Here is a 12,893-nt window from a genome sequence, read left to right as displayed (position 1 = left end):
CGAAGCCGTAACAGCACTAATACCTGGAGGAACTAATGGACATACTAGTAATCGAAGACGACCCAATGACACTTAAAATGGTAGAGTTTCTACTTAAAGGTGAGGGTTATAATGTAACTAAAGCCGAAAGCATACGAGAAGCAGAAACAATATTGAAAAAAAGTACCCCTTGGTTGATTATTGTTGATAAGGGCTTACCCGATGGTAATGGAATAGAATTTAGCAAAAAACTAAATGAAACTGAACCTGACATCCCCGTAATTCTTTTAACAGGCGAAGGTCGTTTGCCTTATAAACTTGAAGGGCTTGAGAGTGCAGATGATTATATTGTAAAACCTTTTGAACCGGGAGAATTTATTGCTAGAGTAAAAGCAGTACTAAGACGGGTTGAGCGAGTACCGCGTGAATTGGTGCAAAGCCATCTTAAAGTAGGGGATGTAGAACTGGCGATGCGTGAATTGAAGGTAACGTTGCCCCACCGCAAATCTGTAATTTTAACACCCACCGAAATGAAAATTCTCGAATGTCTTATGGCACATGCCGGTAAGGTTGTAACGCGCGATAGCATTGCGGAAAAGGCGCTGGGGTATGAGTATGAAGGTGAAAGTAACGCCATTGATGTTTATATCCGCCGATTGCGCACTAAAATTGAACCTGATCCTGCACAGCCTATTTATATTGAAACTGTAAAAGGCAGTGGATACCGCTTCCGTAAAGTGCAGAACGGAGAATTGGTAAAATAATCCTTCCTGAAATCAATAATGAGCTATTATTGAAATACCTCCTTTAGGAAAAGCTGAGGCTGGACACAAGCTTCGTCAAAAGTAATGGAAGTACAATGCAGGATATTGAGTCACAAACAATCGTTTCAGCCGGGAAAGAGGAAGAATCTCTGGTCAACCCGGCGCGATATGAAATTGTTTTACGTAGTATAGTCAACCGTATTCTCAATTTACTAGATGCGGAACACTGTTCTATAGCGCTTATAGACAAGAAATCTGGTGAACTGGTCACTCGTGCTTCTTCACGTGTAACTGCTCCGGGTAAATTGAGGCAGAGCAGATTTAAGTTGCGTGTTGGTATCGCGGGTCATGTAGCTGCCACCAAACAATCTTTTCTGTGTGGCGATGTAAACCGGGCAGGGGAATATATTCGGATTGGAAATGATCAAATAGCCTCGCTAATGTGTGTGCCGCTTCTGCATAAAAAACAGGTGCTTGGCACTATTACTGTTACCAGCCCTCGATTTGATGCCTTTACCAGCGAACATCTACAACTACTTGATGAGATGGCTGACCAAGAAGCGGTTGGTATCGCCAAGCTCATTCACTCCGATGCCAGTTTACGCCAATCCAGTAGACTAGCCAGCCAATTACAGCTAAATCAGATAACGGCTAATGTTACAAACCGTGAAAACCTGATAACACGGGTTCTGGAATGGTTGGAAACAAACTTTAAGCAAAGCGAAAGCGCCTTCCTTCTTTTTGGTAAGCGTGCCAAGGATAATTCCTTTTACGGGTCAGCATTGGCTGCTCCTTTAATTTTACACCGGAGTATTCTGGCAGCTAATATCAACAAGATACAATGTTGGTTGACCGAAAATTGCCAGTTTCTACCCGAAGAGTATCGTAACTTTGTAAAATCGCAAAGCTTTAGCTCGATTATTCTTATCCCTGTTGGGCAAGAAGATAAAGACCACAATTGGGGTATTCTGGCTGTATTTAGCAAAAACCACGAAAATAAAATTGCAGCATCCGAGCTTGAATTGCTCGAAGAACTTGGAGAGAAATTAAGCGATGGGTTGGAATTGGCTGAAAGACACCAGCAATCCCAAGAAATGCGCTCGTATTTAAACCTTTTAACAACAAGCCTCAGTGATCCGTTAGTTGAATTAGACCTTGAAGGTCGAGTACAAGAATGGAATGATGCCGCAGAAGCTTTATTTGGCTTTAGTGCGCAGGAAATTACTGGGCAGTTTATACCCAGTTCAGGAGATATCGCCAAAGAAAAAGCGTTTTTCGAACATGTAAAACAGGGAGTCACTTTGGCTAATGTTGTTATGGAGAAACGACATAAAGATGGCTCAATTCTTTCTCTTTCAGTAACACTTGCTCCTATACGGGACGTAAATGAAAGTATCAGGGGCATTTCTTTGTTGGTACGTGATATTACTGAAAATACCCGTTTGAAACAGGAAGCCGCGCGGCGTAATCAGGAAATGACCAACCTGAGCGAAATCGCATTACGGCTCGCCAGCACTTTGGATACAAGTAATCTTCTCTTTATAATAAAAGACTATCTCGGCAAGCTGATTGATTATGATGCTTTGTATGTAGCCACCTTCGATGAAACCCGCAGTATCTTTGAAATCCAACTGCACGTAGAGCATGGCGTTTATTATGCCCCAGAAAGCTGGAATTCCACCGAACCTATTTTGAATTGGCTTCTCCAGCATGGACGGCAATTGGTGATAGATGCCAGTGATAATGACTTCCCGCTCAAACGGTTTCGAAGCCTCGAAGGGCATTTACCAAACGCGCTGTTGGTTACACCTACAAAACTAGACGAGCAGGTTAGCGGTTTTATTGCTATTGCCAATTACCAGAATGCGCCCTTTAAGCAGTACCATAAACAGCTAATGGTCATCGTGGCGAGTCAAGCGGCAATTGCCTTAGAAAAAGCGCGTATCTTAAGACGAAGCCAGCGCAAAGCCGAACATCTAACTATTCTACGACAAGTTGCGAAAGTAACCAGCAGCAGTCTCGAATTAACCGAGGTATTACGCAACACTTTCATTGAATTGCATCGTCATATAGATTTTAACTGGGCAAATATCCAAGTATTCGGGCCTGATGGACTATATCGTCAGCTAGAACATGATTTTATGTCGGGCAACGAACTGCCTGAGTTAAAATTTGGTTCGATAGGTTTAAGTCATAACGAAGTTGCAATCTCACTGCGAAATGCAGTGCCTATCACCGAGCTAGATTACAAAGTTCCGCGATTCCGCCGTATTCTTGAGAGCTATAATTCTCGCCAATTGCTCTCCGGTGTACTAATGCCACTTTGGTATGGCGAACGTTGTACCGGCTTGCTTCAAATCGGCGCTTCACAGGATTATCTTTACACCGAAGATGACCTGATTCTTATAACCGATATTATCAACCAAGCCGTTGGTCCAATCGAAAACGCCCTGCTACATGAATTGGTCATTACTCAAGTAGAGCAGTTAGAGCTTCAGGCAGCCCGAGAGCGTAAATTACTCAGACAAACCGCGCAAGAGCGAGAACGCCTTGAAGCAATTTTTGGTAATAGCAGCGATGGAATTATACTAATTGACGATAAATTTAATGTGTTGCGGTTAAACTCGGCAATTGGTTCTTTCATTGGGGCAGAATCAGAAGAACCCGGCAAAAAATGCCAAGAAGTATTGCGTTGTCAGGACAAAGAGGGCAATTTACTCTGCGAGATTGCTTGCCCCTTAACCAAAGCGCTGGTAATTAAAGAGCCATTGTTACACCACGAAATTCGCCTTGATAACCGGAAAGGCTTGCGACGTACAGTTTCCGCTAACTGGAGCGCGGTGCTGAGTGCAGAAGGAACCACTAATATAGTCGCTACCATGCGAGATGTAACTGCTCTTCGCGAAGTGGAACAGTTGAAAACCAACTTCGTTTCTATGGTTTCGCACGAATTGCGTAATCCAATTAATGTCATAAACGGCTTTACAAAAATGCTGGCGGAAGGCAAAGCAGGTGAATTAAACCAGCTTCAGCAAGAGTTTATCAGTAGCATCTTAGTAAGCGTAAATCAATTAAAGAAATTGGCTGAGGATATACTTGACTTATCTAGGTCTGATGCCGGGCGTTTTAGTGTGAATTTGGTGCCTATCTCACTCACCGATATTATGCTTAAGGCTGTGAATAACATAAAACCGATGATTTACGCTAAGAATATTCGGTTAATAACCGCTCAATTACCTGAAGAAACCTGTGTTGTACATGCGGATGAAATGCGACTTACTCAACTAATCGGTAATTTGTTTGAAAACGCAATTAAGTTTACACCGCAAGGCGGTAGAATAATGGTAGAATTAAAATTAGAGAATGATTTTTCAGTTATTAGCATTGCCGATAGTGGGATAGGTATATCGCCTGAGCATCTCAGCCGTATATTTGAACGTTTCTATCAAGTACAGGACGAAGAAGCGCGAAGAATACGGGGAAGTCAACTTGGCAGCGGGTTGGGTTTAAGTATTTGTAAGGAAATTGTGGAACGACATGGTGGTCGTATCTGGGTAGAAAGCATTCAGGGTAAAGGCAGCACTTTCTCATTTAGTATTCCCTTAGCTTGAAGGTAACCGGGTAAATGTCAAAAATAATGGTTGTGGACGACGACCTAAGTGTGCTAGAAGTTATCAAAAATGCTCTTACTCGCAAAGGATTTAAAGTAGTTACGAATGATAATCCTATTAATGCCCTTACACTTATTCTTTATGAACGACCTGACCTGATACTACTTGACTACAAAATGCCCGAACTTAATGGGCTTGAGTTTTTGTTAAAATTACGCGCTTCAAATTATCCCAAAACAATGTTAACCCCAGTTTTGATGATGAGTGCAGCACCTACCCCAACCTTGATTAATGCTTTAAACTCTATTGAATTAGTGGATTTTATCGAAAAACCATTTGTATCAAAAGAGCTAGTGGCAGGCGTTGAAAGTGCCCTTAAGCGATTCAAAGCTCGGTAGATTAGGCTCACCATCAAGTGTTTAAGCCTTTAGACTAATTAGGAACTAAGTCTTTATACCAACCCTTAACTACCCCTGTGACGGTTTTATCTGTGTTATAGCTTTTGTAGGATTATTAGAGTCAAAGTCCTTAAAATACGGTATTAATGCCTTGTTTTAATTTGGAGCATAAATTTAATGTCTACAACAAATATAATTGAAAATCAAAGGGGTAGCCCGGCTAATCAAACTAACCTTGAAGAAACCGAGTTGGTAGGGAAAATCCGAAACGGGGACGTGGATAGTTTCGCAATTGTATACGAACGCTATCTACCACAGGTTTATAGTTTAACTTACCGATTGCTAGGCAATTCAGATGACGCATTTGATATGACTCAGGAAGTTTTTACTAAAGCTTTCAAAGCGATTAATAAAGATTGTTCCGAGATAAATCTTTCGGCGTGGCTATATCGTATTGCTTACAATGCCTGCATGGATTTGTTGCGAAGAAAAAAGCGTATTAGTTGGGTTCCGTGGGATAACACAATCCATAGTAATTTAAATCGTTCAAAAGACGAGCCGGAACAAATTTATATTGGACAACAAACACGTAATCAGGTAAGAGTTGTATTAAATAAAATGAAGACTCACCATAGGATGTGCCTTGTTCTACGGGAATATATGAATCTATCCTACGATGAGATTGCCGCAATAATGAGCATTTCACCAAGTGCAGTCAAATCTATGCTATTCCGCGCTCGCGAACAATTCAGGTTACATTACCAGACTTTGTTTCTAATGGCAGTTTAGCAGCATGCAGAAATAAAAAAAAAGAGGCTTGCAAGCCTCACCTTAAAACTGATAGGATATTTAGAACCGGCTCAAGTGAAAACCATAGTCGGTTTTTTATTTAAATGTTTCCCCCATCATAACTGCTACCACTCAATTCTTCGTCTTCCTGCTCTTCAGAATCTCCTTGTTCTTCACTTTCAGCAGGAGGTGCTACTTTTACGGTGATATAAGTATTGGTAAAAATACACATCTCACCTGCTATCTGCAAAGAGCGTTCGGCAATTTGGGCAGCATCCAGGTCGGTATTGCGCAACAAGGCTTTGGCAGCAGCTAGGGCGTAGGAACTACCGCTACCGATAGCCGCAATTTTCTCGTCCGGTTCTACCACGTCACCATCACCGGAGAGAATCAGCACTGTATTTTTATCAGCAACCAGCAACTGGGCTTCCAAGCGGCGCAACATACGATCTGTACGCCATTCTTTGGTCAACTCTACGGCTGCTTTACGCAAATTGCCATGATATTGCTCTAACTGACCCTCAAACTTTTCAAAAAGGTTGAGCGCATCGGCAACTGCTCCGGCAAAACCCGCCAACACCTGACCGTTGTAGAGCGTGCGAATCTTGCGAGCAGTATTCTTTAATACCATTTCACCGAAGGTCACCTGACCATCGCCCGCCATTGCTACCTGACCGTTGTGCACTACTGCCAGTATAGTAGTAGCCTGTATTCGGGTTGAATTATGTAAAGTCAAATTATTGCGCTCCGCTTAACTCACCGCTTTTTCTGTAACATTTGTAACAATTGTAGAGGAAGGGGAAACTCGCACTAGGGGCAACTCCTGTTCCTCTTCGGGAATCTCATAATCTATTAACGTACCACAACTGGTACATTTCGCCCGATTACGCCCACTTAAGGTCATAAGGTTGCCACATTCCGGGCAAGGCTGCGAAATTGGACGTTCCCACAAGCTAAAGGTGCATTCGGGGTAGAGAGAGCAACCATAAAAAATACGGCGCTTGCGGGTTTTTTTCACCAATATTTCGCCCTGATGGCACTGGGGACACGCAACTTTAGTGCTTTTCAACAAAGGCTTGGCATTGCGACATTCCGGGAAGCCAGAACAAGCTATAAACTTACCGAATTTACTCATGCGAATTAGCATGGGTCGCCCACACTTTTCACAATCTTCCCCGGCGTATTCAGGCTTAAGCTCTACCTTGCTCATTTCGGTTTCAGCACGGACTACTGTGATTTCAAAAGGCTTGTAGAATTCAGCCAACACCGGTTGCCACTGCTTCTGACCGCCCGCTATTTCATCCAGATTATCTTCCATTTGGCTGGTAAAATTAATATCCACAATATCAGGGAAAAAATCTACCAGTAGGTCATTAACCAACATACCAAGTTCAGTTGGCTGGAAGTGCTTCTCAATTTTGGTGATATAGTAACGCTCTTGAACCGTGCTGAGAGTAGGCGCGTAGGTACTCGGACGACCTATGCCCATTTCTTCGAGCGCACGCACTAAACTAGCCTCAGTATAACGCGCAGGAGGCTGGGTAAAATGTTGCTCTGGCAATAGCTGTACCAAATCAAGGATTTCTTTAATTTCAAGAGCAGGTAGCGCCTTTTTGCTTAATTCATCTTCTCCAGCATCTTCATCCAAACTCTCCTGATAAACTGCCAGAAAGCCTGCAAAGCGGATTACCGAGCCAGTAGCGCGGAAAAGATAACGCCATTGCACCAATTCCGTTAAGGGGCGCGTATCAGCTTTTACATCCACTGAAGTGCTGTCCAGTTGCGCAGGAGCCATTTGGCTGGCGAGGAAACGCTGCCAAATGAGACGGTACAGTTTATATTGTTCAGGACTTAGAAAGGGTTTGAGACTTTCCGGGTCACGGGCTATGCTGGTAGGGCGAATCGCCTCATGCGCTTCCTGAGCATTTTTTGACTTGCGGGTATACACCGGAGGTTGTTCCGGCATATATTCTTTGCCATACTTTGCCTCTATTACTTGGCGTGCTTCCTGTTGCGCTACAGCGGCTACGTTGGTGCTATCGGTACGCATGTAGGTAATTAGACCTAAAGCGCCCTCTTCGCCCAATTCTACGCCCTCATAGAGCGACTGAGCAATTCCCATAGTGCGTTTGCTGGTGAAATTTAACTTCCGGTTAGCTTCCTGTTGCAAAGTACTGGTAGTGAAAGGCGCAGAGGGGTTACGGCTAATCTGACGTTGCCGAATATCACTTACACAATATAAAGCGCCTTGCAGTTCGTTTAAAACCGCTGCTGCCTCTGCTTCAGTTTTCAAAGAAGCTTTTTGCCCATTTATACTGTTAAGGGCAGCGTGAAACTGGGCGGCTTTGCGATTTTTACCCTTCTCAACCCGGAAATCGGTTTCGATAGTCCAATATTCTTCAGGATTAAATGCAGCTACCTCACGTTCGCGATCAACAATCAGGCGCACCGCAACGCTTTGCACCCTGCCCGCGCTCAAGCCCTTCTTCACCTTTTTCCATAATATAGGGCTAATCTTGTAACCTACTAACCTGTCCAGAATACGGCGGGTTTGCTGCGCATTCACCAAGTTCATATCGATATCGCGGGGATGTTTCAGGGCTTCCTTAACGGCTTCTTTAGTAATTTCATGGAAAACAACACGCCCTATACGCTTGCCGTTTTCAGGGGTAGCCAAACCGGTAGCACTGAGCAAATGCCACGCAATCGCCTCACCTTCACGGTCAGGGTCGGTTGCAAGCAAAATTTCATCGGCGGCTTTAACTTCTTTTTTTAGATCTTTAACAACCGCGTTTTTGTCGCGTGGAATAAGATATTGGGGCACAAAATCGTGCTCGACATCCACACCTAATTTGCTCTTAGGCAAATCGCGTACATGTCCATAACTGGCTTTGACGGTATAGCCTTTACCTAAATATTTGCCAATAGTTTTGGCTTTGGTAGGGCTTTCCACTATAACCAGTTTTGACTTGGCTGCCATATGCTGAACCTCGTAAAAAATTCCCCTGATGGTTTGAAAAAAGAAAAAGAGGGGAAAAGCACCAATTAGCCTCATCGTTTAACGAACTGTGACTATATAGCAAGGCTGGTTCTATGTCAAGCTTCTTTTGTACTATTGACAGGAATTTCACAAAGTGGTATTATCTTGTTGCATTCGTTTAGAATTTTTTGAACGATGCGAACATATTTATTTTCCGTTGCTTATGGGCTTTTTAAATGCCAAGCGCACTCAGGGAGCACTATGCTGTGTTAGAAAGCAAAGCGCAGGACCTCAATCAACCTGATTCTGCCAACCTTCAGGGACAATTAGAAGAATCTTCTCGCGATTTTATAAATAGCCTAGGTCGAGTGGCAGATTTCTTCGGGTTTAATCGCCTGATGGGCCAGTTATACGCAGTGCTATTCCTAAGTCCTGAACCTCTTACCCTAGACGATATGGTCAAGCGGTTAGATAGCAGCAAGGGCAATGTTAGCATAAATATCCGAGCGCTTGAACGCTGGGGGTTGGTTCGTCAAATTTACAAATGGGCAGATCGCAAAAATTACTATGAAGCTGAAACCGACATCTGGACAGCCATAAGCGGTATTTTGCAGGAACGCGAACGGCGAGAAAATTCGCAAATATTACGCTCGCTGACCCATAGTATAGAAGCATTGGAAAAAGTTTCAGCAGTGGCGAGCGGACAGGAAGCGCAGGTAGCAGACTTCTATTTGATGAGAATGGAAATGTTGCGCAAACTTCTACAGTTTGGCGATCACTTGTTGGAAAAAATGGTAAAAGGTGGACAAGTAAATTTTACTACTGCCCGTCATAATTCCAAAACCGGGGACGAGCATGAGAGTAGTTTCTCTGAACCGGAAATTCAGGTATTAGAAACGGAAGTAGAATAGACATTTCTACTAATAAGTCGCAATAATATAATTTATTAAAGAAGGTATAGCTTATGAATAGCTTACAGGGGCTGGAAACTCCTAAACTGCTCGCCGGTATCGAGGAGGAAATTGTAGAAGTGAGCAAGGTCTTGACCGAAGCAGCTTCAATCAACTTTCCACTTTTAGAGCCTCTGTTACAAGCGATAATAAATGCCGGTGGCAAGCGCCTACGCCCTCACCTTACCCTCCTTTCAGCACTCGTACCGGGCACTCCTGAAAAAATCGATGCTCTGAAATTGCGGCAGGTAGCCGCAGCAGTCGAAATGTTGCACACCGCAACGCTGGTGCATGATGACACGATTGATAATGCCTTGCTAAGGCGGGGCTTCGCTACCCTAAACTCACAGTTAAGCAGTGGGACGGTTATTCTGGTGGGCGATTATCTTTTCGCTCAATCCGCTATTTTGATCACACGTCCCGGCAACCCGCGCATTGTTCAGATTTTCGCTGAATGTCTGGCGGCTATTTGCGAGGGAGAGTTGACTCAAATTTTTAGCAGCCGTGAATGGAAACAGGCACGCGAGGATTATTATAAGCGGATATATTGCAAAACCGCCGCGCTTTTCGCAACCGCTTGCGAAATGGGCGCAATCATGGGGGGCGCAGAAGAAGAACTGGTTAGTCGCATGCGACGCTTTGGGCATATGGTCGGGATGGCTTTCCAGATTGTAGATGATGTTATAGATTTTCAACCGGCGGCAGTTACCGGAAAGGCAACCGGCGGAGACCTTAAACAGGGTATTGTGACCCTACCTACCATGAACTTCTTTGAAAAGGCTTCGAAGGAAGATGCCAATTTCGTCAAGAAGGTAATCCAAAATAAGGAAGCGAATGATCAGGATATTGCACAAGCGGTTGAACTGATTAAAGCGAGTGGCGCTTTTGAGGCTGCTTACGAAGAAGCGCGGGATTACATTCAACAAGCCAAAGAGTTGGTAAGCGACCAAAGCGAGAATGAGGCGGTACGCGCCCTTCTCAACATTGCAGATTACGCTTTGAAGCGGAATAAATAGTCTCTTTAAGAGATTACAGATTGATTGAGGAGAAGTGTTGAACTTCTCCTTTTTCAATTTGCGGAAGGATCTCCCGGTTTGCCGTAATTTTCTGGTACATGGTGATCGCCCAACGAGAGAATCGGATTTGCACGAATGGCTGATTCTTTGGTAGTGCGTCTTTCACGAGACTTAGAACCTGGTCGTTTTTGCGATTGTTGCAGCGGCTGAGAAGAAACTTCCTCAAGAATGTTGCGAATTAATTGGATCAGGTCATGTGCATCGGTTTTAGGCAGCTTCACCATATTAAAGACTAGTAACAAATGAGGAGTGGTGGAGCGCACCGATATACGACGAATGTCATAGCCATCGTCATTTAGCAAAGTGATGACCCGTTCGGCAAGCCCATTTATTTGGTCGAGCCGCGAGGCAATTCGATAAGGAGCGCTACGTGAATAATCCTGTACCTCCCAATCCTTCATGCCTCCCAAGCCAAGCAGTACAGGGCGAGGTACTGGGTCTGATTTTTTAAAGATTTCCATTTCCGTACCGGGGCGGGGTGGAGGATTAATAGAAATCATGATAGTCATGCTATCTTTACCACCCCGAACCAGTGTAATCAGACGAGCAAAAAATTCACGGCGAACACTACCCAACACTATTACTACTTCCCGAATACGCCCTTTGCCCTGTTTTACTTCAATACTTAAGGTGTTTTGGTTCAACCAACGGCTACCGATATCAGAACCCAACATCGTCAGTGAATCTTCCAACCATCTGGCAAGCCAAGTCAATTTGCGCCGGCTATATTGCAGGTTGTAGAAGAAAGAACCCACCCACAATGCCAATATTATCGGTAGAAGCAGAAGCAAAGGGTTTTCCATATTGCTGAATTATATCCCACCGTGGCAGCCGCAACCACCGCCTTTGCAGCAACCGCCACCGTCATTACCACCGACCTGCACATTGGCGGGTCTGGTGATGCCGTCAGACTTGGAGAAAGCCGCAAAGGTGCTGATCAAACGCTTGGCTTTGCCTTGCGCGCCACATTCGGGACATTCCATTTCAGTATCAAGCTGGCTAATCCCGCGCAGCCGCTCAAAACTTGAATTGCAGTGTGAACACTTATATGCGTAAACGGGCATTCATAATCTCCTACAACATGTAACCAACGTTTTCAAGTTTATCGGCGAACTTTTTCCAATTCTGCCGCAGAAATAGAACCAATAAATACACCGCCCCGATCGAGAACCAGCACCGGCTTACCTCGTCCGGCACGTAACAAAAGGCGTGCCATAGACAGGTCGTCATCCTCATAAACCGCCTGAAAATCACGGCGAGGCATCATAATTTTCTCAAGATAAGTATATTGCTGTTGGTCGCGCGAAACCTTGCGAGCGATAGAACGGGTTAGCATTCCGGCAAAAAAACCGTCACGCAATACCGGGATCATTACCCCATCCGATATAGTCGATGTTCGCGCTAGAAACTCAATTATAGTGGTTCGCGGGTCAAAAGTAGAATCAAATCCGCGATTTGCCAAAGCTCCCGCAGGAATTCCTTCTGAGATGCTTTCTTGCTTTTGAGAGGTAGCTACAGGGGCAGCGGGAGCGCGCTTGAATCGCATAGCTTGCCCGGTAAATTGTTTAGTGCTTTGCAATTGCCCTAACGAAGCACTGACAATCCAGTAGCCCAGCATGCCCAACAAAATGACATTTAGAACAGAGGGCTGCCCACTCTGCAAATCGTTGATAACTATAAAAGCAAAGAACCCACCTACCCCCAGACCACCGAGTGCAACCGCCCAAGCAGCCCATAACTCACGGCGAGTTACCAGCAACACCAGTGCGCGTAAGGCTTGCCCACCGTCCAGCGGGAAACCGGGCAAGAGGTTAAAAATTGCCAGTAGCAGATTAGCTTGCGACACATAGTAGCAAATATATATCCAAGCAGTAGTTTGCAAACTTTGGTTGCGAGTTTGCTCAAAAGAAAGGTTAAAGATAAACCAGAGCGCAAAGTTAGAAGCAGGTCCCGCTAATGAAATCAATAGGTCGCGCCAGTTGCTGGTACGCTTTGAGCCAAAGACACACACCCCACCGATGACGGAAAGCATGATTTTATCGACTTTAGCGCCTAACAGCATCCCAACCGCCGCATGCGCCAGTTCATGTATTAGAATTGAGGCTATAATCAGCACGCCAACCGCTACGCCAATCAGCAGACCGTCATTACGGCTTACCCCGCCAAGTGTAGCAACATAAAAAACTATGATAAAGAGCGCGGTAAGATCCATAAAGATTTCCACGCCGCGCCAAGTAAATAGTTTGAAAGAGTTTCCGAACATAAATTAACCAAAATACCTTTCGAGATTACAACTATATTTTACCCATGATTTGGGCTGTTGTCATGTTATCGCCCAGAACAATC

Annotated in this window: 11 protein-coding genes; 6 read left to right on the top strand and 5 right to left on the bottom strand. The window is 44.4% G+C overall.

What is annotated here, in order from left to right; genetic code table 11:
• Positions 1-35 precede the first annotated feature (35 nt).
• The 4 genes from OZ401_RS18430 (at position 36) to OZ401_RS18415 (ending at position 5,541) form a co-directional block, all read left to right on the top strand.
• Complete coding sequence (locus OZ401_RS18430) at positions 36-743, top strand: response regulator transcription factor (RefSeq protein ID WP_341469986.1); 708 nt, start codon at positions 36-38, stop codon at positions 741-743.
• 95 nt (positions 744-838) lie between these two features.
• Positions 839-4,354, top strand: coding sequence for a GAF domain-containing protein (locus OZ401_RS18425; RefSeq protein WP_341469985.1), 3,516 nt, complete (start codon positions 839-841; stop codon positions 4,352-4,354).
• 14 nt (positions 4,355-4,368) lie between these two features.
• Positions 4,369-4,752 (top strand): response regulator, encoded by a 384-nt coding sequence (locus tag OZ401_RS18420; RefSeq protein ID WP_341469984.1) that lies wholly within the window; start codon positions 4,369-4,371, stop codon positions 4,750-4,752.
• 177 nt (positions 4,753-4,929) lie between these two features.
• Positions 4,930-5,541 (top strand): RNA polymerase sigma factor, encoded by a 612-nt coding sequence (locus OZ401_RS18415; RefSeq protein ID WP_341469983.1) that lies wholly within the window; start codon positions 4,930-4,932, stop codon positions 5,539-5,541.
• 100 nt (positions 5,542-5,641) lie between these two features.
• Here OZ401_RS18415 and hslV read toward each other — a convergent pair whose 3' ends face one another.
• Positions 5,642-6,277, bottom strand: coding sequence for an ATP-dependent protease subunit HslV (gene hslV / locus OZ401_RS18410; protein ID WP_425607619.1), 636 nt, complete (start codon positions 6,275-6,277; stop codon positions 5,642-5,644).
• Between the two features lie 15 nt (positions 6,278-6,292).
• Positions 6,293-8,521: a type I DNA topoisomerase gene (gene topA / locus OZ401_RS18405; RefSeq protein ID WP_341469982.1), complete on the bottom strand. Its 2,229-nt coding sequence runs from the start codon at positions 8,519-8,521 to the stop codon at positions 6,293-6,295.
• A gap of 266 nt (positions 8,522-8,787) precedes the next feature.
• Here topA and OZ401_RS18400 point away from each other — a divergent pair, with 266 nt between their 5' ends.
• Complete coding sequence (locus OZ401_RS18400; RefSeq protein WP_341469981.1) at positions 8,788-9,432, top strand: GbsR/MarR family transcriptional regulator; 645 nt, start codon at positions 8,788-8,790, stop codon at positions 9,430-9,432.
• Between the two features lie 53 nt (positions 9,433-9,485).
• A complete protein-coding gene (locus OZ401_RS18395; RefSeq protein ID WP_341469980.1) occupies positions 9,486-10,487 on the top strand; it encodes a polyprenyl synthetase family protein in 1,002 nt (333 codons plus the stop codon).
• Positions 10,488-10,540: 53 nt separating this feature from the next.
• Here OZ401_RS18395 and OZ401_RS18390 read toward each other — a convergent pair whose 3' ends face one another.
• Genes OZ401_RS18390 through OZ401_RS18380 form a run of 3 tightly spaced genes read right to left on the bottom strand, consistent with a single transcriptional unit; the run spans position 10,541 to position 12,810 of the window.
• Positions 10,541-11,350, bottom strand: a complete 810-nt coding sequence (locus OZ401_RS18390; protein ID WP_341469979.1) for a hypothetical protein — start codon at positions 11,348-11,350, stop codon at positions 10,541-10,543.
• Between the two features lie 9 nt (positions 11,351-11,359).
• Positions 11,360-11,611 carry an FmdB family zinc ribbon protein gene (locus OZ401_RS18385; RefSeq protein WP_341469978.1) on the bottom strand — a complete coding sequence of 84 codons (252 nt, stop codon included), beginning with the start codon at positions 11,609-11,611 and terminating at the stop codon, positions 11,360-11,362.
• Between the two features lie 38 nt (positions 11,612-11,649).
• Positions 11,650-12,810, bottom strand: a complete 1,161-nt coding sequence (locus OZ401_RS18380) for a M50 family metallopeptidase (RefSeq protein ID WP_341469977.1) — start codon at positions 12,808-12,810, stop codon at positions 11,650-11,652.
• Between the last annotated feature and the right edge of the window lie 83 nt (positions 12,811-12,893).

The organism is Candidatus Chlorohelix allophototropha (assembly GCF_030389965.1).
In the GTDB taxonomy this organism is placed as follows: Bacteria; Chloroflexota; Chloroflexia; order Chloroheliales; family Chloroheliaceae; genus Chlorohelix; species Chlorohelix allophototropha.
The sequence above is the reverse complement of the archived record's forward strand: the minus strand, read 5'-3'. Positions and strand labels throughout refer to the sequence as shown.

Excerpts from the sequence above, each read along its gene's own strand:
- topA (WP_341469982.1), bottom strand. The coding sequence starts at position 8,521 with ATGGCAGCCAAGTCAAAACTGGTTATAGTGGAAAGCCCTACCAAAGCC.
- OZ401_RS18390 (WP_341469979.1), bottom strand. The coding sequence starts at position 11,350 with ATGGAAAACCCTTTGCTTCTGCTTCTACCGATAATATTGGCATTGTGG.
- OZ401_RS18425 (WP_341469985.1), top strand. The coding sequence starts at position 839 with ATGCAGGATATTGAGTCACAAACAATCGTTTCAGCCGGGAAAGAGGAA.
- OZ401_RS18415 (WP_341469983.1), top strand. The coding sequence starts at position 4,930 with ATGTCTACAACAAATATAATTGAAAATCAAAGGGGTAGCCCGGCTAAT.
- OZ401_RS18380 (WP_341469977.1), bottom strand. The coding sequence starts at position 12,810 with ATGTTCGGAAACTCTTTCAAACTATTTACTTGGCGCGGCGTGGAAATC.
- OZ401_RS18385 (WP_341469978.1), bottom strand. The coding sequence starts at position 11,611 with ATGCCCGTTTACGCATATAAGTGTTCACACTGCAATTCAAGTTTTGAG.
- OZ401_RS18420 (WP_341469984.1), top strand. The coding sequence starts at position 4,369 with ATGTCAAAAATAATGGTTGTGGACGACGACCTAAGTGTGCTAGAAGTT.
- OZ401_RS18395 (WP_341469980.1), top strand. The coding sequence starts at position 9,486 with ATGAATAGCTTACAGGGGCTGGAAACTCCTAAACTGCTCGCCGGTATC.
- OZ401_RS18430 (WP_341469986.1), top strand. The coding sequence starts at position 36 with ATGGACATACTAGTAATCGAAGACGACCCAATGACACTTAAAATGGTA.